This window comes from Streptomyces sp. AK08-02, from assembly GCF_033795085.1.
In the GTDB taxonomy this organism is placed as follows: Bacteria; Actinomycetota; Actinomycetes; order Streptomycetales; family Streptomycetaceae; genus Streptomyces; species Streptomyces echiniscabiei.
This window is the reverse complement of the sequence record NZ_JARAZV010000004.1, coordinates 13660-39593: the sequence shown is the minus strand read 5'-3', so window position 1 is coordinate 39593 and position 25934 is coordinate 13660. Positions and strand designations below refer to the sequence as shown.

Here is a 25934-nt window from a genome sequence, read left to right as displayed (position 1 = left end):
CTCCCCGATCGCGACCATCCGCTTCAGTTCGGCGTCGTCGTCCTGGCTGCCCTGGCCGTTTCCGCGGTTGCGTCAGTCGCTGGTGGTCAATACCCAGGGAGCGGTCGCCGGCATCAACATCGGCGGTCGGACACACGCCACGCGGTGCGTCGGCGTAGGACGGCGCCAAGAACGTGACGTCGCCATCGTCACCGGAACACCGGTGGTCCGTCCGGACCTCGGCGTTGAGTTCCCCGACGTCGAGATGACAGGAACGGATAGACACATTGATCTATGTACCACATATAAAGATGAATGCTGTAAAGACCTGATATTTGGGACCGGGTTTGGCGTGCAGGACCGCTCCGGTGCCGGCCCTGGACACCCGCTGGGGACCGGATACGTCCGATCAGCTTCGGGCCGACCGTTCCGCGGAGCGTCCCGAGGTGTTCACGCCAAGATCCGCTGGCGCATCGAGCACGACTACCGGGAACTCAACCACGGCCTTGGTCTGGACCACTTCGAGGGCCGCTCCTGGAACGGCCGGCATCACCGCGTCACCCTGGTCACCGCCGCCCACGCCGGACTCACCCTCTACCAGACCCTCGACGCCCTCCAGGACCTGCTGAACTGCTGGACCGACACCCGCACCACCTACCGCCGCCCCCTGCCCAGAACATCCACCACCAGCCAGGATCCAAGATCCAGAACGACCTGACGGAGTCCTACTAGGTAGCTGTTCCGTAGGACTACCGATGAATCGGCGCGCCCCCCGGCCGAAGCTGGTGCAAGCCCCCCCCCGGCCATGCGGTGCGGGGAGCGCGGAACGCACCGGCGTTCCTCCCGACCGGTCGCCCCCGCGACAGCGGGGCGAACAGATTCGGGACCATCGGACAAGCCAAGGAGCACGAGTTGTCTTCCTCCCTCACACAAACCCCCGCGCCGGAGGCGGCGCCCGGCAGACGCCCCCGTACCCGTGGGCGCCACCGGGTGATGATCGCTGCGAGCGTGCTGGTGGCCCTCACCGGCGGCCTCGTCGCCGGGGGCGGCAGCGCGTCCGCGCAGACGCCGCCGGGCAACTGCAACTCCGTCTGCAACCAGGCCCCGCCGCCCAGCGTATCCGAGCATCAGTGGGACAACGCCGTCCGGGCCGCGGACTTCTGGGCCAACCACCAGACCGACCGGCACGACATGATCCGGACCGGCGCGAGCAGCAGCGTCCCCACCCTCATCTACCACGGCGGCTCCGGCTGGCCGCCCGCGTCACAGGGTGACCAGTGGTACGGGTACTGGGACAGCCGTCAGCACGCCAACGAGTTCGTGTACACCGGCGGGCGCTACGACGACAGCGACGGGCTCCTCAGCTGGGCGGAGCAGAACCGGGGAGCATCGTCATCGCGTGCCCACTCCAGCCACCCCGGCAGCCCCGCGCCGTACGTGGAGTACGACTTGGACGCCTACCAGAGGCCGGGAGCGGCGCGCAGCGGGAGCCGTCTCATACGCAACCCCAGCACCGGCAACGTCTACGCGACGTTCGACCACTACCAGTCGTTCAACTTCCTCGGCCGCTTCTGAGCGCCGAGTACGACCCGCGGGACTGAAGGCGGGGTGGAGGACATGGAAACACGTCCCCCACCTCGTCAGTCCTCCGCCGCCGAGGAAGTCTGATTCGGCCATCCCCCGAAGCCGCAGTTCAACCCGTTCCGCTGCGGCGACGACCACGTGATGGCTGGGCATGTCGAGCGGGCCGACCGGGCGCAGATTCCGGCGCGCCCGGCCGGTTGGCTGGAGGAAGTGGTCCGCTCCGAGGTCCGCGCCCTTGATCGCCTGGTTGAACACGCGCCGGATCGGAGGCAGGACTGTGCGGTCGCGGACAGTCCCGGTACAGCGGGTCAGGTGCCGTCGACGCCGGATGGCCGACGGCGGCGCGAACGACGCCTTAGCCAGGGCGCGTCCGACTCTCTTGCAGATCCATTCGGAGTTCTCGATCCGCAGGGCATGCCGTGGGCCCGAGGAAGACCAGGTCGTCTTCACCGCGCTCAGCGACGAAAACGAAGTACGCACGAACGAGGAGAGAGTGTCATGACCGTCCTGCGCTCCGACGGAGTGACGCTGACAAACAGGGCGGGGCCGACAACCCGGCCGGCGCTGGGCATCCTGGTCGCCTCCGGGGACGTCCTCGGCGTACGGCTCAGCACTCAGGACGGCACGTCGGCAGGGAACGGGCTGGACACACGCACCTACTGGTACGACGGACAGGCGGGCGCATACCGCCTGCCCCTCGCGCTCATCGCCGACGGCTCGCAGGACGCCCTCGTCGCCGCTTTGAAGAAGCAGCTCAAGGGCCGGGAGGGCACGGACGCGGACACGGTGGACGGGGCGTTCGCCGGCCGGTCGGGCCTCGTCGATCTCCTGAACGACATGACCTTCACCGCCGACGGCGGACTGCGGGTGACCTTCGCCCGGGGCTCGGTCGGCGCCGCCCCTGCCGGCTCCTACGTGGTGACCCTCTCCAGGGCGACGGTCACCCCCTGGCTGTCCCCCTTCGGCAAGCGCGCCCAGCAGCAGACCGAACAGCCGTCCGACTCACTCGACCTCGGGGCGGCAGCCACCCCCACTCCCGTCGTCCCCACCCACACGGCCTCCGGCGACGACGACACCGACTGCGGGAAAGTCGTGTGCGTCGCCCTGACCTTCGACGACGGCCCCGCAGCCCCGGAGACCGCGACCCTGCTGACATATCTCGCACGGTACCGGGCCCGGGCCACCTTCTTCACAGTCGGCCAGAACGTCGCCGCCCACCCCGACCTGGTCCGCGCGGAGTCCCGCGCCGGCCACGAGGCGGGCAACCACTCCTGGAGCCATCCCGACCTCACCAAACTCACCTCCGGACAGGTCGCCCACCAGCTCAACCGCACCAGCGCAGCCATCAAGGCCGCGACCGGCAAGGAGCCCGTCCTCTTCCGCCCGCCCTACGGCGCCGTCAACAGCACCGTCCGCGGCGCCACCACGCTCTCCCCGGTGCTGTGGACCCTGGACACCGAGGACTGGAAGTACCCCGACGCCGCGAAGGTCGCGCAGAGCGTCATCGGCAAGGTGAAGCGCAACGACGTCGTCCTCATGCACGACATCCACCCGACGTCGGTCGCGGCGGTCCCGCGGATCCTGCGCACCCTCACCGCCGACGGCTACCATTTCGTCACGGTCAGTCACCTACGTGCCACCATGTGACCACTTCTCAAGATCGACTTCGGCTGCACCCGGCGCCGCCCCGCCCACCCCGGGGCACTCCCCCGCACCTCAAGCACAAAGGAATCACACAAGAGTGACAGGACGATTGACGCGCCCATGGCCAGGCCCTACCTTCTGACCGATTTACCGAACCACGTTCGAAATCCCGGTCAGTCGAGGTGCCCCCGCACGCCACCTTGGAGAGCACGATGAGCTCAAACCCCCACCTGTCCCGCCGTGGCCTCCTGGGCATGACGGCCGCCGTGCCGCTCGCCCTGACCCTCGGCGCGGGCACCGCGCAGGCCGCCGACTCGGCGTACGCGATGGTCTACTTCACCGAGTCGACCAACCTCGGCGACGGTACCGACTACGGCCTCCACCTGGCCGTGAGCCCCGACGGCCTCAACTGGACCCCGCTCAACCAGAACGACCCGCTGGTCACCCCCACCGCCGGCGCCCTCGGCCTGCGCGACCCGTTCCTGACGCGCAGGCAGGACGGCACGTTCGTGGTGCTCGCCACCGACCTCAAGGGCACGGACTGGAGCTACAACAGCCAGTACATCCATGTCTGGGACTCCGCCGACCTGCGCACCTTCACCGGCTACCGGCGTCTGAAGCTGCACGACATGACGACCCACAGCTGGGCGCCCGAGGCGTTCTGGGACGCGGGCCGGGGCCAGTACGCGGTCATCGGCGTCTTCTACGCCTGGCGGTCCAGCAGCCTGGCCTCCGGCGCCTGGACCACCCTGGACCAGAAGACCTACACCCAGCCGGTCAACTCCAAGCACTGCGGCATCACCACGATCACGACGGCCGAGTACGACAACCTGCTCGCGAAGTGGGGCGCACCGGCCTGGAACCGGCTCAAGTCCTACAACTACCCGGCGCGTTACGTCCGCCACTCCGACTACGCGGGCCGCATCGACGAGTACCCCGTCGAGCCGTACAAGGACTCCCTGTGGACCCTCGTCCCGGGCCTGGCCGACAGCTCCGGAGTCTCCTTCCGGTCGGTCAACCACCCCGACCACTACCTGCGGCACTACGACTACGCCCTCCAACTGGACACGGACGACGGCACCTCGACCTTCGCCGCCGACGCGACCTTCCACCGCACGGCGGGTCTCGCGGACGCGAGCTGGGCCTCCTTCCGCTCGTACAACAACCCCACCCGCTACATCCGGCACTCCAACTACGTCCTACGCATCGACCCGATCTCCACCACCACCGAGAAGCAGGACGCGACCTTCCGCGTCGGCTACTGACCATGGAAGGCACCCTCATGTCGCACACCCCCGCGCGGGGCTGGGCCAGGCGCATCACGGCGCGCGTCCTCGCTCTCGCTCTCACCCTGGCCGGACTGGCAGTCCTGGCCCACCACGATCCGTCGGCGCCGCTGTCCGCCGAGCCGGCCGCGGTCAGCACCACGCAGGCCGCCGTCACCCCGCCGTCGATGGGCTGGGCGTCCTGGAACAGCTTCGCCAGCAGCATCGACTCCACCGTCATCAAGCAGCAGACGGACGCCCTGGTCTCCTCCGGCATGGCGACGGCCGGCTACCAGTACGTCAACCTCGACGACGGCTGGTGGCAGGGCGCCCGCAACGCCGACGGCTCCATCGCCGTCGACGCGAACCTGTGGCCGAGCGGCATGCAGGCCGTCGCCGACTACATCCACAGCAAGGGGCTCAAGGCCGGCATCTACACGGACGCCGGCAAGCAGGGCTGCGGCTACTACTACCCCACCACCCGCCCCGCCGCGCCCAACACCGGCATGGAGGGCCACTACCAGCAGGACCTGGAGACCTTCCAGCGCTGGGGCTTCGACTACGTCAAGATCGACTGGTGCGGCGGCCGGGTGGAGGGCCTCGACCCGGAGACGACGTACAAGGCGATCGCCGCCGCCAACGAGGCCGCCACCGCCGTCACCGGACACCGGCTCGTGCTGTCCTTCTGCGAGTGGGGCAGCGGACTGCCGTGGAACTGGGCCACCGGCTACGGCGACCTGTGGCGCACCAGCACCGACGTCATCCTGTGGGGCCAGACCCCGACCACCTCCCTGATGCTCACCAACTTCGACCGGGGCCTGCACCCGGCCGCCCAGCACACCGGCTACTACAACGACCCCGACATGCTGATGGTCGGCATGAACGGCCTGACCGCGGCCCAGAACCGGCTGCACATGGGCCTGTGGGCGATCTCCGGCGCCCCGCTGCTGGCCGGCAACAACCTGGCCACGATGAGCACCGCCACCCGCGACATCCTCACCAACCCCGAGGTCATCGCCGTCGACCAGGACCCGCGCGGCCTGCAGGGCGTCAAGGTCGCCGAGGACAGCCGCAACCTGCAGGTGTACGGCAAGGTCCTCGCCGGCACGGGCAAGCGCGCGGTGCTGCTGCTCAACCGTACGTCCGCGTCGGCGTCCATGACCGTGCGCTGGGCCGACCTCGGCCTGACCAACGCCTCGGCGTCGGTGCGCAACGCCTGGACCGGTACCAACGCCGGTTCCTACGGCACGAGTTACTCCGCGACCGTGCCGGCCGGCGACGCCGTCCTGCTCACCGTCACCGGCACCGAGGCGTCCGGGTCGACCTACGAGGACACCAGCACGGCCACCACACCCACCTTCAGTGCCGTGACGACCGGCGCGGCCGGCACCGAGCTGGTGGACATCACCTACGCCAACAGCGGCAGCACGGCCCGCAAGGCGACCATCCAGGTCAACGGCCAGTACACGTCCGTGGTCTCCTTCCCACCGACAGGCTCTGCCTCCACGTACCGGACCGTGTCCGTACTGGCGCACCTCGCCAAGGGCACCAACACCGTGCGCTTCGCCGCGGTCTCCGGCGCCACCGCGCCCGACATCGACGCGATCCGGGTCCAGGACATTCCCGGCACCAACGGCGTCGCCCTCGTCGGCGCCGCCTCGAACCGCTGCGCCGGCCTGGAGAAGAACACCATCACCGACGGCTCCCAGGCCCTCCTGTGGGACTGCTTCGGCGGACGGAACGAGACCTTCACCCAGACCTCGCGCGGCGAGCTCGTCGTCTACGGCAACAAGTGCCTGGACGCCAACGCCGCCGGAACCACCAACGGCACCAAGGTCATCATCTGGAACTGCAACGACGGCACCAACCAGAAATGGACCGTCCACTCCGACGGCACGATCACCAACAATCTGTCGGGACTGTGCCTCGACGCCGAGGCAGCCGCGACCGCCAACGGCACCAAGCTGGTCCTGTGGACCTGCAACGGCCAGACCAACCAGCAGTGGACCCTCAACTGACCTGAGGCGCACCTCCTGCACTGCCCGTCGCCGGGCCGGCCGTCGAACCGGTCCCGGCGGCGGGCGGTGCCGTGCGCCGGGTGGGACGGCCGGCAACCTGCCAGGTCTCCGCCACCAGGGGCCGGATGATGTCGACGACCCGGTACGGGCGGACGCCTGCCCGACCGAGGTCGACTCGCTCGCCCCGGTCGAGCGGATGCTCCGGCGGATCTGCGCGAGCGCGTTCTCGGCGACCGGGTGCGGGAGATGTCGTGCGGGAGCCGAGCCACGCAGCAAGCCTTCCGAGCAGGGCGCGGGGCGGGGCAGCAGGCATCCTGCCGCGGTGCGGGTCAGCAAGCCGGAATCCGTCCGACCCGATGCCGACCGTTCGTACGTCCGGCGGACGGCGCAGACCCGTGCGACGCACCACGTCCGACGTGGTGCGCCGCATGCGTGCCCGTCCGGTGTGGGTCGCGGCTTCCTGGTCGGCGGGCTTCGGGCCTCAGTAGGCCGTACGCCCGCTGCGGGTGCCGCCGCCGTTCGTGGTCACGAAGTAGAACGTGGTGCTGTTCAGCACGTCACTGGCCACCACCTTGTAGCCGGCGTCCTCCGTGACCAGGGTCCAGTGGTCCTGGCAGTAGCCATGAGCGGCCCAGCACACGGCCACCCACTGGCTGCCGCCGGAGTCGATCCGCAGGTTGATGTCGTTGCAGCGCGAACTCGTCGTGTAGGTGCCGCTGTAGCCGTTCGGCGGCAGATTGATCGCCACCGATCCGCCGTAACAGGTGACCGCCGCCTGGTCGGCCCCGGCGGTGCTCGCCGACGCGGTGACCGGCACCAGAAAAGAGAGGAACAGCGTGCTCGCGGCCAGGATACCCAGCCGACGTGTACGGAGCCCTCTCTCCCGTATACGACCCATGATCTGTCCTTTCCGTTCGAAGAATGGTGATCGAATTCCAGTCGCCGAATTACGGTCGCTACAGAACCGTCCCGGTGTTTCCTTTGTGGCTGGCTTGAAGGCATGTTCCCAACGCCCGACTCGAACTGTCATGCTCATTCGATTCCAGTGAAGATTCGCAGGTGCATCTGGGGGGAGTCAGCGGATGCTCCGCTTCCATTTCAGTGCCGAGGACTTGGCGCGCACACGGGTGGCACCCTCGCCTCATCCGTTGTGGGAGATCGCCTGCAGCCTCCACAGATTCCAGACCCGAAGTGGCAGATGGAACTACGCGGATTGGTATGAACGCGCCTGCGGGAATCTTGAGGAAACCGGTCTCGCGCAACCGGTGAGAACGATGTTGCTGCCGCTCTTCCCCCGCGCGCGCTATTTCGCCGACTTTCTCACGCCGTTCGAAGGCGTCGACGGTCTTGAGCCCGCGCTGGAGGCCATACTCGCGACGCCCGAGGGGCAGGTGAACCATGAGATGGCCATGGCCGCGCGGGCGAGCCGGGCGCCGTCCTGGACGTCACGCGTCGCCGAGAAGTCGCTGCGCGGCGACCTGGTGAACCTGCTGCGCGCGTATCACCGGACCGTCATCGCTCCCCAGGAGGAGGACATCCGGGAGACCTTCCAGGCGGAGCGCGCCCGTCACGCCCGGAACCTGCTGGCCGAGGGAACGGACGGACTCCTGGCCGGCCTCTCACCGGCGGTCCGCTGGCGGCACCCGGTACTGGAGGTCCCGGACTACCCCGACGAGAACGACGTGTATCTGAACGGCCGCGGGCTGCTGCTCATCCCGTCCTACTTCTGCTGGAAGTCACCCATAGCCCTGGCGGACCCGGGACTTCCGCCGGTGCTCGTCTACGCCGTCCACCATGTGCTGACGGCTGCCCGCCCCCACAACGAGGCCGCCCTGAACGCCCTCCTCGGCCGTACCCGCGCCGTCATCCTGCGAGCCGCCGCCACCGGGGTCACCACCGGTGAGGCGGCACGCCGGGCCGGCGTCTCCACCGGAACCGCCACCCACCACACCACGGCCTTGCGGGACTCCGGCCTCATCACCACCCACCGGAACGCCAACAGCGCCCTGCACACCCTCACCACACTGGGGGCGGCCCTTCTTGGGCGCGCAGCAGGGAACATGACGGCGGGATGCGGTACACCGTCCGGTGAAGCCGACGGTCGATCGGTCGACTCGGGCTGTGACTAAGGGAGTTGAGGCCTGTCCGCCTCCGCAGGGACCGGGGTCTCGTACGCGGTCGTAGCTCTCAGCCGCGTCGCGGAGCAGAGGGCAGCGCGTACCGTACGAGCGACCTCGCGAAGGGCTCGCCGACGCGTCGGGCGTACGTCATCCGCTCGCGCACCTCCCTGAGGGTGCGGGGGCGGTAACCGGGCCCACCACAGCAGCTTTTGTGGAAGCGGACGCCCGCGTGCAGCAGCACGGACAGCGTCCGCCAGGCCGCGGTGTCCCGGCGGCGGGGTGCGGCGAAGGCGGAGCCCACGTGGATCAGCGGCCGGGCGCAGCGGGGGCAGCTCCGCTGGCGGTCCGGGTCGTAGGGCTGCTTGTACGAGGCCCGGCAGGGCAAGCAGACGTACGAGGTCTTCGCGCGGGACATGGCAGCAGGGTAGGCGCCGGCCGGACGGAACTCGACGGAGTTTCCGACGGGTTCCGCCTACCGGAGGGTGCTCTCGTCGCTGGACATGTCCTGGGTCCCGATGACGGAGAGCAGTTCCAGCTGGGCGGCGCCCTCCGTGCCGGGTGGGGAGCTGAACCACAGGAGGCGCTGGCGTCCGTCCTCGCTGAACAGGGTGTGGCAGTCGAGTTCGACGACCCCCAGGGTGGGGTGGACGATGCGTTTGTGGTCGGTCCGCCGCAGGGCCACGTCGTGCGTGTCCCACAGGGCGGCGAACTCCTCGCTGCGGCGCCGTAGTTCGGCGACCATTGCGGCGACCTCCGGATCCCGGCCGCGCCGGGCCGCGACGGCCTGGAGGTCGGCGACGAAGGCCCGGGAGTGCTGCGGGTGGTCCTCGGCGGGGTAGACCGAGCGGGACGCGGGGTCGGTGAACCACCGGTGCACGAAGCTCGCCGCCGCACCGCGCCGCGCGGGAGCGCGGCCGACCAGTGCGGCGGCGAGCTCGTTCTGTACGAGGGTCTCGTGCAGGTCGGTGATGATCTGAGCGGGCGTCGTGGTGAGCCTGTCGAGCAGACCGAGGAGGGCCGGCTGGGCGTGGGCGTTCGGGCTGTGGGCCGTCGAGGGGACGGGCCGGTCGGCGAGGTGGAACAGGTGGTCGCGTTCGTCGCCGCCGAGCCGCAGTGCCCGTGCCAGCGCGGCCAGCACCTGCGCCGAGGGCTGGACGGCGCCTCCGCGTTCGAGCTCGGTGTAGTAGTCCGCCGACAGACCGGCCAGCTGGGCGACCTCCTCACGTCGCAGGCCGGGGACCCGGCGGCGCGGCCCGGTGGGCAGTCCGACGTCGGAGGGCCGTACACGGTCGCGCCGGGACCTCAGGAACGCGGCGAGCTCTGGAAGGTTCACCTTCCCATCATCACGCGCGGGTCCGGGCGCAGCCAGGGGACGCCGACCCCAGGGTGGACAGAGCCCTGGCTGATCGGCCCGCCCCGGACGACTGTGGTGTGCGTGGCGGGCCGAGCCGACGGCTTCGGGCCCGCAGCCCACACCACATCCACTGCGCACAACGGAGATTTTCATGCCCAGTTCGCATCCCACGGCCGGCGACACCGGTGATGTCGGTGCCGCCGGTTCGATCGACTCCGCCCCCGACCCCGATCGTCCGCGCGTCGCCGTCGTCACCGGCGGCTCCCGGGGAATCGGGCGCCGAACCGTGGCCCGACTGGCCGCCGACGGATTCGCGGTGGTGGTCGGCTACGCGGGCAACCAGGACCTCGCCGAGGCCGCCGTCGAAGAGGTCACCGCCGCGGGCGGCCGAGCCGTCGCCGTACGCGCCGACGTCGCCGACGAGCGGGCGGTGGCCGCCCTGTTCGCCACCGCCAGGTCGGAGTACGGCGGTGTCGACGTCGTCGTCCACGCGGCCGGCCGAGCCCATACGGCGCTCATCGCCGACCTGGATCTGACGGAACTGGACGCGCTGCACCGCACCAACATCCGCGGCACCTTCGTCGTCGCCCAGCAGGCCGCCCGCACGGTGCGCCGGGGAGGGGCGGTCGTCATGTTCTCCACGTCCGTGGTGGGGCTGGCGTTCCCCGGTTACGGCGCCTACAGCGCGAGCAAGGGCGCGGTGGAGGCGACGACGCTCATCCTGGCCCGCGAGCTGCGCGGCCGGGACGTGACCGTCAACGCCGTGGCGCCCGGCCCCACCGCCACCGACCTGTTCCTCGACGGCAAGGACGAGGAGGCGGTGGCCCGGCTGGCCGCACAGCCACCGTTGGAACGGCTCGGGACGCCGGCCGACATCGCCGAGACCGTCGCCTTCCTGGTCTCCCCCGCCGGTCACTGGATCAACGGCCAGGTCGTCCGTGCCAACGGCGGCATCGTCTGACCCGGCCGACCGGCCGGCAGCACCCCCGCGACGCCCCGCGCGAATTCCCTTACAGAACCCCACGCAGAGAGAGAACCGTCATGCCGTTCGCGAATTTCAAGGTCCCCGCCGGCACCCTCACCGAGAAGCAGAAGGAGCAGATCATCACCCGCGCGACCGAGCTCTACGTCGACGTCTACGGCGAACGAGCCCGCGCCACCACCCTCGTCCTGGTCGAGGAGGTCACCGACGGCGGCTGGGGCTTCGGCGGCAACGTGCTGACCCTCGCCGCGCTCCAGCAAACGCCGGAGAACTGAGGTCACCGCACCGGCGCGTCCTCGGCGGGCCGGGTCGCCGCCGGCGTCAGGAGAGCGAACGCCACGGCGAAGCCGAGCATGGTGAACACCCCCTTGGGCCAGAAGATGTGGCTGTCGACGAACGACCAGCAGGCCGCGAACAGCACGGCGGCGCCCGGCAGCACCCGCACTCCGTGCCGTCGCCACAGCACCGCGCAGGTGGTGAACGAGGCGACGGCGAGCCCGTACACACCGGACCTGCCCAGTTCGTCTCCGACGGCGAACAGGGGCCCGGCCGCGCCGTGGACGCCGTGGTCCACCACGGTGCCGGCGGAGATGCCGGCCACCGCGTCAAGACCGGAGTAGTAGGCGGCGAACCAGAGGCAGCCGGCCCACGAGAGAACCGTCAGGGCCCCCTCCGCGTCTCGGCGCGGCCTGCCCCACAGGGGGACGACCAGTCCGAGGACGAGGAGCGGGAAGACGGGCAGCAGGACGATGTGCAGCCCGGCCCAGTGGCCGGCCGTCGCCGCCGTCAGGTGCCGGGGATGCATCAGACCGGCGGCGGCCAGCAGGAGCGGAGCGGCGGTGACCAGAACCGTCACGCGCACGGTACGGAGGGTACGGAGGGATCGCATCGGGTCACGCTAGGCGGCCGTCCGCTGTTCGAACGGCCCCGGTCATCACACGTAAGAACTCCGTAAGCTCATGTCCCGTAAGCTCATGCGACGGGCCCGCCACGACTGTCCCTGACCTTCCGCACGGTCAGCCACACCGCCGTCACCGACGCCACGACCACCAGCGCGACCAGCCAGTTGCGCGGATAGTCCAGCGGCAGCACCGACGAGTTGGACCTCCGGCCCGGCCTGAGCAGTACCGGCATCGCCACCGCCGTCAGCGCACCCGCGACCAGCAGCGCCGCGCGGACGGGCCCGCGTGCACCGCCCCTCACCAGTGCCATCCCGATCAGCAGCACCACCGGGGCGATCACCATGTCGTGCAGCACGATCGCCCCGCCCAGCCACACCAGTACGCCGGGCAGGTCGCGGACGTCCGTCAGCAGGGACACGCCGACCCCCATGAGCGCCAGTCCCGCCGCTCCGGCCACCACCCGCAGCGTCCTCATGCGGGCACCTCCAGTCGGCCGACCCACTTGGTCTGCAGCACACCCGGCCGGTTGGGGGCGATGAGCCGCACCGGATAGCCGTGGTCGGGGTCGAGTTCCTCACCGTTCAGACGCAGGGCGAGCAGGGTGAGCGGGTCACGAGCGTGCGCGTGGCCCATCTCCGACACCCGGTAGCCGCCGCGCAGCTGCAACGAGACCACCCGCACGCGCGCGTGCTCCGGCGCCCCCGCGCGCTCCAGCAGGTCCACCACACGCACGCCGGTCCAGCGCGCCGACTTGCTCCAGCCCTCCACACAGGCGATCGGCAACTCCACCTCGTGCTGCGGCAGCGCACGCAGCTCGTCCAGGGTGAGGGTGTAGGGGCGCGGACCCGCCACGACCAGGCGGTACTCCTCGTCGGAGAGGCGGCCGATCCCGGCCGCCGCGGCGGTCCGGTTTACCGGCAGGCCCTGGGGCCCCTTGTCCGGGTCACGGGGCGCGAACAGGATGAAGTCCTTCAACGGGGTGAACGCCTGTCCGACGGTGGTGAGGGTGACGGCCCCGACGGCCGCGCCCACCGCGGCCAGCAGCGAACGCCGGTCCGGGCCGTCCTGCGTGGGCAGTGCGAGTGTTCCGGGCGACCGCCGGCTCCAATGCGCCTTGATCTCAGGCGCCTTGACCGCGATGTGCAGGACCAGCGCCCCGACGACCAGCCATGCCACCGCGTAGTGCACGGGCACGAACGAGAACGGCCACGGATACCACTGGGCCGCGTTGAGCAGCCCTGTCGCCAGCTCGAATATGGCGCCTGCCACGAGCACGGCGACCGACAGCCGCTCCAGAGCATGCCGGGCCGAACGCAACGGCGGCCAGGCGAACAACCGCGGGTACACCGTCCACAGCTTCGCCAGCAGCAGCGGCACCGCCGCGGTTCCCGAGGCGACATGGAGTCCCTGGGTGAGTCGATAGCCCCACGACGGGCGGCTCGGCAGGCTGTCGGCCAGCCATCCAGGGGGGTGTTGCATGAGGTGACTGACCAGGCCGGTGAGGAAGCACAGGACGAATGCCGGCCCCAGCCACCGACCGATCACGGTCGCCGTGCGGGCGTCGTGCAGTCCGCCCCTGAACTCAGGGGGAGAGACACTCGGTTTCATGCCCTCCATCCCACTCGGCGCACGGCTGTTTCGGAACGATCGAACCCTTACGGAACAGGGACGTTCGACGGCGCACCAGGCTCTTCGGGCAATGGAACGGCCGGGCGCCTGAGCGGATCCGCGGAGCGCCAAGTCCTTACGGAGGCATGACATGCCGCGTCGGACCCGCCCTCACACTCGTCCCGCCCGTAACCATGGCCACAGCCGAACACCTCATGCCTGACAGCGAATTGCCTGCCACGGCGTGTCCGGCGTCCGTACGGACCAAGCCGAATTCACCCGCACTCACCTGATGCGAAACCCGCAGAGGAACTCCATGCGACGCAATATGCGCAAGCGATCGAAGACGACGCGGCGGGCCGTGGCCGCCGCGGCAGGACTGGCTCTCGGGGCGGGAGGGTTGATAGCGGTCAACGTGTACGCGTCCGCCCACGAGGGTGGCGACGGGGGCTCGTCGTATCGCGCGTCCCAGGGGCAGCCGAACCAGGTCCTGGCGGCCGGCGCCACCACCATCGGCTGTCCGGACGTCCGCATGAAACTGACCGGGGTCCCCGACCGGTCCCGAGAACAGGTCGACAGGGAACTCGCGCTCCTCGACCAGCAGGTGGCCGAGGCGTACCAACGACTGCGGAACTCGGCCCGTGCCATCCAGCAGGACCGCGGCTTCGCCGACAACGCGATCATGGGACCCCTCAGGAACAAGCGGGCCGCGACCATCGACCGGATCGCGATCGCCATCGGCAGGTCGGGCGTAAGGCCGCAGGGCCTCGAAGCCCTCGCCGCCTGTTCACTGCGCACCTCCGGCAACCAGCAGGGCACCGGCCAGGGGCAAGGACAGGGGCAGGGCAACGGCGCCGGTCAGAACGGAAACGGTGGCAACGGTGGAAATGCCGGCAACGGTCCGGTGGCCGCCGACTTCGTGGACATCACCAAGGTCCAGCCGAACGTACGGAGCCCACGCCCGTCTCGCGGCGCTTCCAAGGGAACCTTCACCACTCGGTGCGGGGTCAACGCGAACAAGTTGTACAACTCCGACAACATCATCGTCGCCCCTGGTGTGACAAACGGCGCGCACCACACGCACGACTACGTCGGCAACCAGGACAACGACGCGTTCACCACCAACGAGGAGTTCGCCGCCGCCGCGACGAGTTGCCGCAACCAGGGCGACAAGTCGACCTACTACTGGCCCGTGCTGCGTCTGCAGGACGGCACCCGGGAGTTCGACGCCAAGCGGCTGGGCGGCGGCGCCGAGGGCAACACCGGCCGGATCCTGACCGCCTCACGGGTCACCCTGAACTTCGTCGGCAGCCCGCGCGGCAAGGTGGTGGCGATGCCCAAGTTCCTGCGGATCATCACCGGTGACGCCAAGGCGTTCACCAACGGGACCGCGAACGCCAACGCGGCCTGGAGCTGTACGGGCTTCGAGGACCGGCAGCTGACGGACAGGTACCCGATCTGCCCCCGGGGCAGCAGCCTGGTCCGTACGTCCTCGTTCCAGAGCTGCTGGGACGGCCAGAACATCGACAGCGCCAACCACCGCACGCACGTCGCGTTCGCCGACCGGCGGACGGGTGCCTGTCCGACCGGTTTCAAGGCCATTCCACAGCTGGTCCAGCGCCTCGTCTACGACGTGAAGGCGCCCAGCCTGGGCGACAACGGAAAAACAAGCCCGTTCTACGCGGTGGACGGTTTCCCGGAGCAGACGCACAAGCCGATCACGGACCACGGCGACTTCATCAACGTCTTCGACGACAGCCTGATGAACCAGCTGGTCCAGTGCGTCAACACCGGCCGAAAGTGCCGATGACCTCGTACTCCGAGTAGTCGCAGCTTCACCGGGGACCATTCGGTCGGCGCGAATGGAGAGCGGCGGTGCGACCCATGCGGGTGACCGCCTCGGTGAGGACGGACCGGGAGGTGGCGAAGTTCAGGCGGACGTGCCCCGGTCCTCCCGTTCCGAAGATGTGGCCGGAGGAGAGAGCCACCCTGGCGTGATCCAGGAACAGTCTCGCGGGCCCGGTCAGGTCGGTGACCACCGCGAGGTCCGTGGTTCCCTCGTCCGGGGTGAGTGCGAGGGACCGGCAGTCGAGCCACGCCAGATAGGTTCCCTCCGGTGCGGCGCAGCCGACCCCGGGCAGGTGTTCGGCGATCAGCCGGCCCAGCAGGGTGCGGTTGGCGTCGAGCCCGGCCAGCAGCGCGTCGAGCCACGCGTCGCCGTGCCGGAAGGCCGCCGTGTGGGCGATGACGCCCAGGAAACTGGCGCCGTGGTGCACCTCCTCGGGCATCCGGCGCAGATCCGCGGCGGCCTCGGTCCCGGCCACGGCGAGCGCCGCCTTGATGCCGGCGAGGTTCCAGCCCTTGGTCGCCGACATGAGCGAGAAGGCGTCCTCGGCCCCGGGCACGCTCAGGTAGGGCGTGAACTCCGCGCCCGGCAGTACGAGCGGGGCGTGGATCTCGTCGGCGACGACACGGACTCCGTAGCGGCGGGCCAGCGCGGCCACGGCAGCGAGTTCCTCATAGGTGTGGACCGTGCCGGTCGGGTTGTGCGGATTGCTGAGGAGATAAGCGATCGCGCCTTTGCCCCCTTGTTCCCGGGCATGTCGGAACGTCCTTTCGAGCGTTTCCAGGTCGATCCGGCGGTCCTGACCGAGCGGTGCTTCGACGATCCGGCGGTCGTCGTGGGTGACGAAGGCGTAGAAGGGCGCGTACACCGGGGAGTTGACGACGACCGGGTCACCGGGCTCGGTGATCAGCCGCAGTACCTGGACCGCGCCCATCATCACGTCCGGAATCAGGGCGACCCGGTCGACGGCGACCCCGTGCCATTTCCAGCGCCGCGCGGCGAATTCGGCCAGCGACTCGGCGAACTCGGTTCCGGCGGGGTACCCGGTGTCCCCGGTCTCGACAGCTTCGTGCAGCGCGTCCGCGACGGCCGGCGCGAGCGGGACGTCCATCTCCGCCACCCACAGGGGCAGGACGTCGGCCGGATACGTACGCCATTTCATGCTCCGGCGCCGACGCAGTTGTTCGAGGGAGAGCTCCTCCAGAGGGTTCATCGACTCTCCGCACCCGGCACCAGCAGAACCACGCCCTCCACAAGCCGTCACCTTCAGCATTGGACCGCCATCGCGATCGCGACGCAAGCGCCCGGAAGCACACCCTTCTTGATGCGCCACTGACAACGCTCCCTACACGGCCCCCGTCACCTCCGCCGGCTCCCCTTGCCGCTGCGTGAACTGTGTCCGGTACAGCTCCGCGTACCGTCCGTCCAGGGCCAGCAGTTCGTCGTGGGTGCCGCGTTCCAGGATCTGGCCGGACTCGATCACGAGGATCAGGTCTGCCGTGCGGATCGTGGAGAGGCGGTGGGCGATCACCACGGCCGTGCGGTCGGCCAGGGCCTCCGTCAGGGCCTCCTGGACCGCCGCCTCGGAGGTGTTGTCGAGGTGGGCCGTCGCCTCGTCGAGGATGACGACGCGCTGGCGGGCCAGCAGCAGCCGGGCGATGGTCATGCGCTGGCGTTCGCCGCCGGAGAGGCGGTAGCCGCGTTCACCGACCACGGTGTCGAGGCCGTCGGGCAGGGCACGGACCAGGTCGTCGAGGCGGGCGCGGGTCAGCGCCTCCCACAGTTCGTCGTCCGTCGCCGTGGGGCGGGCCAGCACCAGGTTGGCGCGCACGGTGTCGTGGAAGAGGTGGCCGTCCTGGGTGACCATGCCGAGGGTGGCGCGCAGGGAGGCGGCGCTCAGGTCACGGACGTCGACGCCGCCGATGCGTACGGCACCCTCGTCGGTGTCGTACAGGCGGGGCAGGAGTTGTCCGATGGTCGACTTTCCGGCGCCGGAGGTGCCCACGAGGGCGATCGTCTGGCCGGGTTCGGCGCGGAAGCTGACTCCGTGCAGGACCTCCGTGCCGCCTCGGGTGTCCAGGGCGGCGACCTCCTCCAGGGAGGCGAGGGAGACGCGGTCGGCGGCGGGGTAGGCGAAGCGGACGTTGTCGAACTCCACCGCGACCGGACCCTCGGGGGCCTCGCGGGCGTCCGGCTTCTCCTCGATGAGGGGCTTCAGGTCGAGCACCTCGAAGACGCGCTCGAAGCTCACGAGGGCGCTCATCACTTCGACGCGCGCCCCTGCGAGCGACGTGAGCGGCGCGTACATACGGGTGAGGAGCAGGGCGAGCGAGACGACCGCGCCGGGTTCCAGGCTGCCGCGCAGTGCGAACCAGCCGCCGAGCCCGTAGACCAGGGCGAGCGCGAGGGCCGACACCAGGGTGAGGGCGGTGATGAAGACCGACTGCGCCAGGGCCGTCCGTACGCCGATGTCGCGTACCCGGCGGGCGCGGGCCGCGAACTGGGCGGACTCCTCGTCGGGCCGGCCGAAGAGCTTGACGAGGGTGGCGCCGGGGGCCGAGAAACGCTCGGTCATCCGGGTCCCCATCGACGCGTTGAGGTCGGCGGCCTCTCGCTGCAGCCTGGCCATCCGACTGCCCATCCGCCGGGCGGGGACGACGAACACCGGCAGCAGCACCAGGGCGAGCAGGGTGATCTGCCAGGACAGGGTGAGCATCACGGCGAGCGTGAGCACCAGGGTGACCAGGTTGCTCACCACACCGGACAGGGTGTTGCTGAACGCGCGCTGGGCGCCGATGACGTCGTTGTTGAGCCGGGACACCAGTGCCCCGGTGCGGGTGCGGGTGAAGAACGCGACCGGCATGCGCTGGACATGATCGAACACGGCCGTCCGCAGGTCGAGGATGAGTCCCTCCCCGAGCGTGGACGAGAGCCAGCGGCCGAGGATCCCGAGGACCGCCTCGGCGACCGCGATGACCGCGATCAGCAGCGCGAGCCGGATGACCGTACCCTCGTCGCCGCCCGACACGATCGTGTCGACGACGCGGCCCGCGAGGACGGGGGTCGCCACGGCGAGCAGCGCGGTGAGAACGCTCAGCACGACGAAGCGGATGATGCGGCGGCGGTGCGGGCGGGCGAACTCCGCGATGCGACGCAGGGTCGCGCGGGCGAAGGGGCGCCGGTCCTGCTGGGCGTTCATGACGCTGTGCAACTGCATCCAGGCTGTGGTCTCCATACTCATGCAGTGACCGTACGACCTCAAGCAACCTTGAGGTCAAGCGCGGCACCCTGGGGCGAAGGTCCTCGCGCCGTTGCCCGACGCGTCGGCCGGTGGCCGTGCGTCCGCAACCCGGTGTTGGTGCGGTACGGAGAACCTCTCCGGTTGTGACAGCAGTTTTCTCTCCCCCGGCCCGGCGCCGACGCCTTCCGGTACGGCAGGTTCTCTGCCTGCTCCCGCTCCTCCTCGTCTCCGTGGTCGCGGTGCGGCACCGGCAGGTGCTCGCGGAGGGCTTCGGCCAGCTGGCGTCGGCCAAGTGGCCCTGGCTGCTGGCGGCGGCCGGAGCGACGTGTCTGACCTGGGTGGCCGCGGCCGTCAGCCGGCAGGGAGCCGTCCTGGAGCGGCTGCCCAGACTGCGGTTGCTCGCCACCCAGTTCGCGGCGGGCTCGGCCAACCATCTGCTGCCGACGGGGCTCGGCGCGGGGGCGGTCAATCTGCGGTTCATGACGGTGTGCGGCCTGCCACTGGCCCGGTCCTCGGCGGCGCTCGCCCTGTACATGCTCGCGGAGATCGTCGGCCGGCTGGGCCTGCTGGCCGCGCTGCTGATCGCGTTCCCCCACGCCCTGCGGCTCGGAAGTCTCGTTCCCGGCACGGCGCTCGGCCCGCTGCTCATCGGCGTCTGCGTGGTGCTGTCGGTGGCGGCCGGCGCGCTGGTGTCCGTACGGCGGCTGCGCACCGCCGTTCTCTCGTTTCTGCGCACGGCGCTCGGCGAGGCCCGTTCGGTGCACATGCGGCCGTCCAGGGCGCTGGCGCTGTGGGGCGGCTCGCTGGCGTTTCCGGCGTTGCAGGCCGCCGGGCTGGCCGCGGTGGGAACGGCGCTGGGGCTGCCGGTGCCGGCCTGGCACATGGCGCTCGCGTATCTCGCCGCGACGGTCGCCGTCGCCCTGATCCCGACGCCCGGCGGTATCGGCTCGGTCGAGGCGGCGCTGATCGTGGCCCTGGTCGCGGTGGGCGGGCCGGTGGCCGTCGCCACGGCCGTGGTGCTCGCGTTCCGGATCATCACCGTCTGGGTGCCGCTGCTGCCGGGGGCGCTGACGCTGGGGGCGCTGGTACGGCTGAAGGTGATCTGACGGCCGCCTCGGAGGCAGCCCTGGAAACATTTTGTGAAAATGGTTTCCAATAAGCTAGCGTGCGCAGACATGCCCACCACTTCCAGTGACTCCCGTCTTCCCGTGACCGTGCTCTCCGGTTTCCTCGGCGCCGGAAAGACGACGCTGCTCAACCACGTCCTCGGCAACCGTCAGGGCCTGCGGGTCGCGGTCATCGTGAACGACATGAGCGAGATCAACATCGACGCGTCCCTCGTCCGGGACGGCGGCGCCCTCTCTCGTACGGAGGAGCGGCTGGTCGAGATGACCAACGGCTGCATCTGCTGCACCCTCCGGGACGACCTCCTGGAGGAGGTCGAGAAGCTGGCCCGTGCGGGCCGTTTCGACTACCTGCTCATCGAGAGTTCCGGAATCTCCGACCAGATACCTTGCTAGTGGCATCCATTGACGAACTGAGCCCCGGCAGCCCGCCAGGTGGGACGGGTGACCGGGGCTCAGTTCGAGTGCACGTCAGCGATTGCCCTGGCAACCGCAGTTGGCGATGCTCACGATAAGGACGACGCCGAGCACGGCCAGGGCGACGAGGTACAGGATCATCTTGCGCCGCTCGTTCATCCCTGGTCGGCCTCTCTCTTCGCCTCGCTGTACGCCTGCCACAGCTCGGCCGACACCGTGCACCGGGCGGTCTCGCCGCAGTCGAGGCATTCAGTGCCGTGGCTGATGTACGTGCGGTACGCCGCCTGTGAGCGCGTATACGCGGCATGCCCGCCGGCAGCGGCGACGCGCTGTACGTGCCCGAAGGTGCCCTCGACCTGATACTCCCCGCGAACGCTGCTCACGCTTCCGCCCTCTCGGCGAGCCGACCCTGCCCGGCGGCGATGAGCCTGGCCACTGCGAGCGGCGCGCACAGTTCGCCGGCCGAGGGCATCGGGACCGACCAGTACGAGGCCATCGTCTGGGGATCGAACCCGACTTCCCAGACCGTCGGTACTCCCAGGTACGTGTCCCGCCCCAGGCAGTCCACGCCGAGGGCCCGCCATTCCTCGGCCGCGTCCCTCCACCGTTCGGGCATGGTGCCGGGCACCAGCGCGTAGTACCGGCGCCCGCCCGGGTCGCAGATGACCGGGCCGCTGTCGAGTGCCTCGTCGAGGAACGCGTCCAGGGCCTCGGGCTCCTCGCTGCCGGCGACCGCCACGACCATGTGCGCGGGGATCCGGACGGCAGACATGAGGGTGCCCAGGGGCAGCAACGCCACCTTGGCCACCTGCCACTCCATGCGGGCCCGATCAGGTGCCCGGTGGGTCGCCAAGAGCCATTGTTCGACGGCCAACTGCCGATCGGCGTTGGAGTGCACGAGGGTGCCCGGCTCGGCCTCGACAGGCTTGAGTGCACCAGACCGGCCGTGCTGGATCTGCCCTCCTGTCTCGGATGTCGTCGGAGTTGTCTGTTGCATCATGCCGACCTGCTTCCTCAACTTGCCCGAGCAAAGCCGTTCAGGTCTGCCGGGGTGCGACGTTCACACATTGAGGTTCGTCACCCCCGTGCAAATCCGGGATGACCAGCAGGTGTTACCGAGGCGGTAATACACTCGTTGTCTGTTCGGAACAGCGCCCCGCCGCGCATACGATCACTCCGGAAGTTGGCCCCATGGACGCCGCCACCCCCGGCCCGCTCGCCTCCGATGTCCTCGACCGAGAGGACGTCAAACGAGCCCTGGCAGAGCACGACTTCGCGGCGGCGTTCGCCCTGTTCAAGAAGTGGGGCGGCCTCTCACAGAACCGGATCGCCTCGGCCTGCCAGCTAACCCCCGGCAAGGTCTCAACGATCATCAGTGGACGGCACCAGGTCACCAGCTTCGACGTCGTCCGCCGTATCTCCGACGGTCTGCGTATCCCGGGCCGGATGCTCGGCTTGGCCGACCGTCCCTGGGAAAGAGAGCCCGCCGCCCCAGACTCGCCCGTATCCCCGGCCACACGGTCATCTGACGACGCCCCCTGGCACCCCACTGCGACCGTGCAACTGGCCACAGACCTGACCAGGAGCGACCTAGTGATGGACCGTCGTGCGGCAACCCGGGCCCTAGCCGGTGCCGCCCTCACCGGAGCCGCCCTGCTCGACTCCGTGGAGGGCTGGCTGCAGATGTCCCTGCCATCCGAGCAGAAACGTGGTCGCGGCCGTCTCGGCCACCGCGAGGTCGAACAACTCGAATTCACGGCACGCGCATTCCGTGCCTGGGACCACAGGTTCGGCGGAGGCCTGCGTCGGAAGGCCGTCGTCGGTCAACTCAACGAGGTAGCCGCACATCTGGAGGAGCACCAAGTTCCGGCCATCGAGCGGGGACTCTTCCGGGTCATGGCTTACCTCGGTGGCACGGCCGCGACCATGGCGTGGGATTCCGGGATGCATAAACAGGCACAGAGCTACTACCAACTCGCTCTGCGCGCAGCCCATGCAGGCGGGGACGACGCCTTCGGCGCCAACGTGATCGCTGGCATGGCCCGGCAGATGCTTTACCGAAACCGGCCCCAAGACGCCCTGGAACTCGTGCACCTGGCCCAAAAGGGCTCCCAAAAATCGGCTAACCCACGCGTGCGCGCTCTACTCCATACCCGGGAGGCGTGGGCGTACGCGGCCATGGGCCGCAGCTCAGCTTTCCGACGGGCCACAGGGGAAGCAGCGGACGCCCTCGCTGACGCAGGTCACGACAACGAACCGTATTGGATCGCGTACTTCGACGAGGCCGAGTTGGCCGGTGTCACCGGTGGACGCCTGCTGGACCTGGCACGTCAGGATCCGCACAGGCACGCAGAGGACGCGGCTGGTTCCATCCAGAGGGCACTAGCCACCCGAGGACCCGAGGCCGGGCGAAGCCACGCCCTCGACCTGATCGGTCTGGCCGAGTGCCACTTCTTGCTTGGCGACGTCACCAGCGCCGTGGACCACACCCGCCTGGCCGTCGACGCCGCCGGGAAAACACAGTCCGCCCGGGTGCGCGCCCAGGTGAGCCAGCTTTACCCGTACACCGTGGGGCGTGGATCATCGCGGCCTGTGAGTGAAGCACGCACTATGATCCGCGACCTGTTGTCGAATTGAGGGAGCAACGTGACCACCATCGCTGTGACAGGGCACATGGATCTCACCGACGCCAGTGTGCCCTTGGTACGCGATGCCTTGAGGGAGGCACTGAAGCCGCACGTCGGCTCCGACCTGATCGGGGTGTCGTGCATCGCCAAGGGCGCAGACTCTCTGTTCGCTGAAGCCGTATTGGACCTCGGCGGGCGTCTTGTAGCGGTCATCCCCTCTCAGGACTACCGCCAGAACAAGGTCAAGTTGGACCACGAAGCGACGTTCGATCGGCTGTGCGCGAGGGCAGATGAGGTACTCGTGCTCCCCAACGAGACGGCCAATCGAGCGGCCTACGAGGACGCCAACCGCACGCTCCTGGATCGCGCCGACAGGCTCATCGCCGTATGGAATGGCGAACCCCCGACAGGAAAGGGCGGTGGCACTGCAGACACTGTCATCGAGGCCCTGGAGGCAGGCCTGCCGGTCGACGTCGTCTGGCCAGACGGGGCCATGCGCCGAGGCTGAGCTCACGCACGTCGAAGCGCCCCCTGTACGGCCCGTAGTGGGCCGTACAGGGGGCAGTGTCATGGGCTGTCGGTGTCGGCGGCGAGGGTCCGCTCGACTCGGTCGACCGCGTCCCTGAGGGACTGGCCGGAGTTGGGCCGGAGCTCGTGCTGCACGCTCTGGAGTTGTTCCTCGATCCGGTCCAGGCGGACCATGACGCCGGGCCGCTCAGGGACGCCCGGGCGGCTGCGAACGCCCGCCCAGTCGTCGGCGAACGTGTCGACCCGCTCGATCACACGGCGTATCCCCCGCACGCCACGCCAGATCAGGATGATCATCCCGGCCAACGCAGCGCCCGCGACACTCCACACCACCGCGGCGTCGACCAGCGGCACCCCGGTGCTCTCGGCGAGGTTGAGCGCGGCCGACGCTGGCTCTGGGGGCGTCACTCACGGCCCCCGTCGTCCGTGCGGAGCCAGCTGGGCAGCAGCTGCTGCACGCTGGGCAGGGCCATCACCCGGGCGAATCCGCCCGCAACGCCCAGGGCGGCGGCCACCCACCCGAGGGTTTCGGGGATCCCGGACGCGGCGACGATGCCGGGCAGTGCCACGGCGATACCGGTCCCGGTCTGGAGAACGGTGCGCGCGGTCCTCTTCGTGCTGTCCCTCATCAGTCCACCACCTTGAATCCGGCCGTCAGGCCGAGTCGGGTCAGGGAGTCACGGCCGGGGATGCCGTCGGCCGCGTCGCCGCGGTGACTGCCCCCGGCCGCGGAGCGCTGCCACTTGGCGTACGCGGTGACCGTGGCCGTGCCGAAATGGCTGTCCCCGTAGGTCTTGGCGAGCAGTCCGGCATCGATGAGCGCGGTCTCGACGGTGCGCACCCCGGCGTACGACACCGGTGTCCCCGGCCGTGTCGGGTCCGTACGCGCCGCCCGGGCCAGCCGGGCGAGGCTGACGGTCGGCGTCACCGGGGCCGGAGTCGGCGTCGGCGCCTTGGTGTCCAGCCGGGCGGCGATCCGCGCCCGCATCAGCCGCCAGTCCAGCCCGGGCCCGCGCGGGTCGATTTTGCCGGGCTGCCAGTCGAGGTGCCGGATGACCGAGGCCGCCGACCATCCGTGGTGCCGGCAGATCGCCGCGGCGACTTGCTCGATCGCGAGCAACTGCGCGGGCGGCCACGGGTCTTCGCCGTCGCCGAGGTTCTCGCACTCGAAGCCGTAGAAGTGCCGGTTGCCGTCGACGGTGGCCTCGTCGTCGACGGGCAGGGCGCGCTCGGCGATGACCGCCTGGAGGACGTCCTCGTCACCCAGGCCCGCGTGGTTGGCGCGCCCGTAGCCGACCAGGTGCACTCGGCCGTCCTTGGTGATGACGCCGTGGCACAGCGGCCCGGGCAGCGCGCTGTGCCCGTCGCGGCACATGGCGACCGTGCGGGCGGCGCCGGAGGTCACGGTGTGGTGGATCATCACGCCGTGGACGGGTCCCCAGGGGCCCTTGTGGTTGCGGTTGTTGGTGCGCCAGGCGCCGACCTCGACGACTGCGGCGCCCTCGGCCCGCAGTGCGGCGAGGAACGCCGTGTCGGACATCGGTAGGGCCATGCGTTCCTCCAGGAATGACGAAGGCCCCGGCCAGACGGCACAGGGCAGTTGGGCGGGGCAGGGCGCGCCGGTCAGAGTTCGGACACAGGCACGGTGGTGAACTCGATCTGGTCGTAGGGCGTCCAGCCGCCGGTCTCGTAGAGCAGGCCGAGCGTCGCGTCGTCGATCAGCGCCATCGAGGAGTACGCGGCATGCAATCCGGAGATTTTGCGGCAGGTCCACCAGGTGCGTCCGCCGTCGTCGGACCGGCGGACTGCCATCGCGATGCGGCCGTCCGGGTGCTCGGGCCCCGCATACAGCAGCGGCCCGTTGGGGACTTGCAGGAGACTGCCGTGCACCGCCGGCGTGGTGATCGTGCCCTGAACCCGGTACGCGGTCTGCAAGGTGCTGCCGCCATCCGTCGACCAGGCGTCCGCCCGAGTGCCGGGCGTGGTGCCGTTCTGGTCGCGGCAGTTGAAGTACAAGCGGCCGTCGCCGAGCTCGGCAACTGCGGTCTCGTTCTCGTTCAGGGAGCCCGTGGGATTCGAGGAGGTAAACGAGATCTGCCAAGTGTGGCCGCCGTCATCGCTGACGATGGCGTGCGCGCCGAGGTACCTCAGCTCCGCCCCGGTGTCGCTACTGCCCAACGCGGGCGCCCGGGAGTGGTTGGCGGGGATCACGAGACGGCCCGCGTGCGGGCCCTGGGTGACGGCGACTCCGCGGCCCGGGCCGGTGCCGTACCAGCGCATCCACGACGCTTTGACCTGTGAGGTGATGTCTGCCGGGGTCGTCCATGTGGCGCCGGAGTTGGTGCTGCGCTGGACGTACACCTGCCGGGTGGCCAGGCCTTTCAGGATGTCGGCCTCGATCGCCGTGCCTGCGTTGCCGCAGGACAGGAGGACGAGATCCCCGGAGGCAGGGTCGGTGACGATGCACGGGTTGCCTGCGGTGTTGGCGCCGTGGCTGGTGACGATCGCCTGCGGGCCCCACGTCGCGCCCGCGTCGGCAGACCGCCGCAGCACGATGTCGATCTCGCCGGAGTCGCCGACGCTGTTCTTGCGGCCCTCCGCGAGAGCAAGCAGTGAACCGTCGGGGGCCACGGTCAGGGCGGGGATGCGGTAGGCGGTGTAGCCGCCAGAGCTCGCAGAGAACGGGACAGACATC

25 protein-coding genes and 2 pseudogenes are annotated in these 25934 nt (G+C 69.8%); 13 read left to right on the top strand and 14 right to left on the bottom strand.

Annotated features, from left to right (window positions below; translation table 11 throughout):
- Nucleotides 1-433: 433 nt before the first annotated feature.
- The 5 genes and pseudogenes from PV734_RS09045 to PV734_RS09025 all read left to right on the top strand — a co-directional run.
- Nucleotides 434-608 (top strand): annotated as a pseudogene (locus tag PV734_RS09045) (transposase); the annotation flags it as partial.
- A gap of 283 nt (nt 609-891) precedes the next feature.
- Nucleotides 892-1554 carry a hypothetical protein gene (locus PV734_RS09040; RefSeq protein ID WP_319091069.1) on the top strand — a complete coding sequence of 221 codons (663 nt, stop codon included), beginning with the start codon at nt 892-894 and terminating at the stop codon, nt 1552-1554.
- Nucleotides 1555-2061: 507 nt separating this feature from the next.
- Nucleotides 2062-3210, top strand: a complete 1149-nt coding sequence (locus PV734_RS09035) for a polysaccharide deacetylase family protein (protein ID WP_319289217.1) — start codon at nt 2062-2064, stop codon at nt 3208-3210.
- 209 nt (nt 3211-3419) lie between these two features.
- Nucleotides 3420-4472: an AbfB domain-containing protein gene (locus PV734_RS09030; RefSeq protein ID WP_319289216.1), complete on the top strand. Its 1053-nt coding sequence runs from the start codon at nt 3420-3422 to the stop codon at nt 4470-4472.
- 17 nt (nt 4473-4489) lie between these two features.
- Nucleotides 4490-6490: an RICIN domain-containing protein gene (locus PV734_RS09025; protein ID WP_319289358.1), complete on the top strand. Its 2001-nt coding sequence runs from the start codon at nt 4490-4492 to the stop codon at nt 6488-6490.
- Nucleotides 6491-6971: 481 nt separating this feature from the next.
- Here the strand turns inward: PV734_RS09025 and PV734_RS09020 are convergent, their stop codons facing one another.
- Nucleotides 6972-7388: a hypothetical protein gene (locus tag PV734_RS09020; RefSeq protein WP_319091072.1), complete on the bottom strand. Its 417-nt coding sequence runs from the start codon at nt 7386-7388 to the stop codon at nt 6972-6974.
- 376 nt (nt 7389-7764) lie between these two features.
- On the opposite strand from PV734_RS09020, the gene PV734_RS09015 reads away from it, so the two are divergent.
- Nucleotides 7765-8619 carry a DUF5937 family protein gene (locus PV734_RS09015; RefSeq protein ID WP_319091073.1) on the top strand — a complete coding sequence of 285 codons (855 nt, stop codon included), beginning with the start codon at nt 7765-7767 and terminating at the stop codon, nt 8617-8619.
- Nucleotides 8620-8677: 58 nt separating this feature from the next.
- Here the strand turns inward: PV734_RS09015 and PV734_RS09010 are convergent, their stop codons facing one another.
- Together PV734_RS09010 and PV734_RS09005 are read right to left on the bottom strand one after the other, a co-directional pair.
- The gene (locus tag PV734_RS09010; RefSeq protein WP_319091074.1) at nt 8678-9025 is read right to left on the bottom strand and encodes a deoxyxylulose-5-phosphate synthase; all 348 of its coding nucleotides are present in this window, start codon (nt 9023-9025) and stop codon (nt 8678-8680) included.
- Between the two features lie 57 nt (nt 9026-9082).
- Nucleotides 9083-9943 (bottom strand): helix-turn-helix transcriptional regulator, encoded by an 861-nt coding sequence (locus PV734_RS09005; protein WP_319091075.1) that lies wholly within the window; start codon nt 9941-9943, stop codon nt 9083-9085.
- A gap of 172 nt (nt 9944-10115) precedes the next feature.
- On the opposite strand from PV734_RS09005, the gene PV734_RS09000 reads away from it, so the two are divergent.
- Nucleotides 10116-10925 (top strand): SDR family oxidoreductase, encoded by an 810-nt coding sequence (locus PV734_RS09000; RefSeq protein ID WP_319091076.1) that lies wholly within the window; start codon nt 10116-10118, stop codon nt 10923-10925.
- 80 nt (nt 10926-11005) lie between these two features.
- Nucleotides 11006-11221: a tautomerase family protein gene (locus PV734_RS08995; RefSeq protein WP_319289215.1), complete on the top strand. Its 216-nt coding sequence runs from the start codon at nt 11006-11008 to the stop codon at nt 11219-11221.
- Between the two features lie 2 nt (nt 11222-11223).
- Here PV734_RS08995 and PV734_RS08990 read toward each other — a convergent pair whose 3' ends face one another.
- The 3 genes from PV734_RS08990 to PV734_RS08980 form a co-directional block, all read right to left on the bottom strand.
- Nucleotides 11224-11808, bottom strand: a complete 585-nt coding sequence (locus tag PV734_RS08990) for a hypothetical protein (protein WP_319289214.1) — start codon at nt 11806-11808, stop codon at nt 11224-11226.
- 110 nt (nt 11809-11918) lie between these two features.
- Nucleotides 11919-12323, bottom strand: coding sequence for a hypothetical protein (locus PV734_RS08985; protein WP_319289213.1), 405 nt, complete (start codon nt 12321-12323; stop codon nt 11919-11921).
- Nucleotides 12320-13465: a molybdopterin-dependent oxidoreductase gene (locus PV734_RS08980; protein ID WP_319289212.1), complete on the bottom strand. Its 1146-nt coding sequence runs from the start codon at nt 13463-13465 to the stop codon at nt 12320-12322. The genes PV734_RS08985 and PV734_RS08980 overlap by 4 nt, the downstream gene beginning before the upstream one ends.
- 307 nt (nt 13466-13772) lie before the next feature.
- Here PV734_RS08980 and PV734_RS08975 point away from each other — a divergent pair, with 307 nt between their 5' ends.
- On the top strand, nt 13773-15266 hold the full coding sequence (locus PV734_RS08975; RefSeq protein WP_319091081.1) for a DUF1996 domain-containing protein: 1494 nt from the start codon (nt 13773-13775) through the stop codon (nt 15264-15266).
- A gap of 25 nt (nt 15267-15291) precedes the next feature.
- On the opposite strand, the gene PV734_RS08970 is transcribed toward PV734_RS08975, so the two are convergent.
- Together PV734_RS08970 and PV734_RS08965 are read right to left on the bottom strand one after the other, a co-directional pair.
- On the bottom strand, nt 15292-16515 hold the full coding sequence (locus PV734_RS08970; RefSeq protein ID WP_319091082.1) for a MalY/PatB family protein: 1224 nt from the start codon (nt 16513-16515) through the stop codon (nt 15292-15294).
- A gap of 132 nt (nt 16516-16647) precedes the next feature.
- Nucleotides 16648-18537, bottom strand: coding sequence for an ABC transporter ATP-binding protein (locus PV734_RS08965; RefSeq protein WP_319289357.1), 1890 nt, complete (start codon nt 18535-18537; stop codon nt 16648-16650).
- A 149-nt stretch (nt 18538-18686) separates the two neighbouring features.
- Here PV734_RS08965 and PV734_RS08960 point away from each other — a divergent pair, with 149 nt between their 5' ends.
- Both PV734_RS08960 and PV734_RS08955 read left to right on the top strand, forming a co-directional pair.
- Complete coding sequence (locus PV734_RS08960; RefSeq protein ID WP_319289211.1) at nt 18687-19649, top strand: lysylphosphatidylglycerol synthase transmembrane domain-containing protein; 963 nt, start codon at nt 18687-18689, stop codon at nt 19647-19649.
- A gap of 69 nt (nt 19650-19718) precedes the next feature.
- Nucleotides 19719-20057: pseudogene (locus PV734_RS08955) on the top strand (GTP-binding protein); the annotation flags it as partial.
- Nucleotides 20058-20239: 182 nt separating this feature from the next.
- Here the strand turns inward: PV734_RS08955 and PV734_RS08950 are convergent.
- Both PV734_RS08950 and PV734_RS08945 read right to left on the bottom strand, forming a co-directional pair.
- Entirely contained in the window at nt 20240-20467 is a 228-nt protein-coding gene (locus PV734_RS08950) for a hypothetical protein (protein ID WP_319289210.1), read from the bottom strand.
- Nucleotides 20464-21084 (bottom strand): hypothetical protein, encoded by a 621-nt coding sequence (locus tag PV734_RS08945; protein WP_319289209.1) that lies wholly within the window; start codon nt 21082-21084, stop codon nt 20464-20466. Before PV734_RS08945 ends, PV734_RS08950 begins: the two co-directional genes overlap by 4 nt.
- 191 nt (nt 21085-21275) lie before the next feature.
- On the opposite strand from PV734_RS08945, the gene PV734_RS08940 reads away from it, so the two are divergent.
- The gene (locus tag PV734_RS08940) at nt 21276-22721 is read left to right on the top strand and encodes a helix-turn-helix transcriptional regulator (RefSeq protein ID WP_319289208.1); all 1446 of its coding nucleotides are present in this window, start codon (nt 21276-21278) and stop codon (nt 22719-22721) included.
- Nucleotides 22722-22730: 9 nt separating this feature from the next.
- Nucleotides 22731-23219 carry a hypothetical protein gene (locus PV734_RS08935; protein ID WP_319289207.1) on the top strand — a complete coding sequence of 163 codons (489 nt, stop codon included), beginning with the start codon at nt 22731-22733 and terminating at the stop codon, nt 23217-23219.
- Between the two features lie 59 nt (nt 23220-23278).
- On the opposite strand, the gene PV734_RS08930 is transcribed toward PV734_RS08935, so the two are convergent.
- The 4 genes from PV734_RS08930 to PV734_RS08915 all read right to left on the bottom strand — a co-directional run bounded on the left by PV734_RS08930 (nt 23279) and on the right by PV734_RS08915 (nt 25933).
- Nucleotides 23279-23647 (bottom strand): hypothetical protein, encoded by a 369-nt coding sequence (locus PV734_RS08930; protein ID WP_319289206.1) that lies wholly within the window; start codon nt 23645-23647, stop codon nt 23279-23281.
- Nucleotides 23644-23868, bottom strand: a complete 225-nt coding sequence (locus PV734_RS08925; RefSeq protein ID WP_319289205.1) for a hypothetical protein — start codon at nt 23866-23868, stop codon at nt 23644-23646. Before PV734_RS08925 ends, PV734_RS08930 begins: the two co-directional genes overlap by 4 nt.
- A complete protein-coding gene (locus PV734_RS08920; RefSeq protein WP_319289204.1) occupies nt 23868-24791 on the bottom strand; it encodes an N-acetylmuramoyl-L-alanine amidase in 924 nt (307 codons plus the stop codon). Before PV734_RS08920 ends, PV734_RS08925 begins: the two co-directional genes overlap by 1 nt.
- 71 nt (nt 24792-24862) lie before the next feature.
- Nucleotides 24863-25933, bottom strand: a complete 1071-nt coding sequence (locus PV734_RS08915; RefSeq protein ID WP_319289203.1) for a sialidase family protein — start codon at nt 25931-25933, stop codon at nt 24863-24865.
- Nucleotide 25934 lies beyond the last annotated feature (1 nt).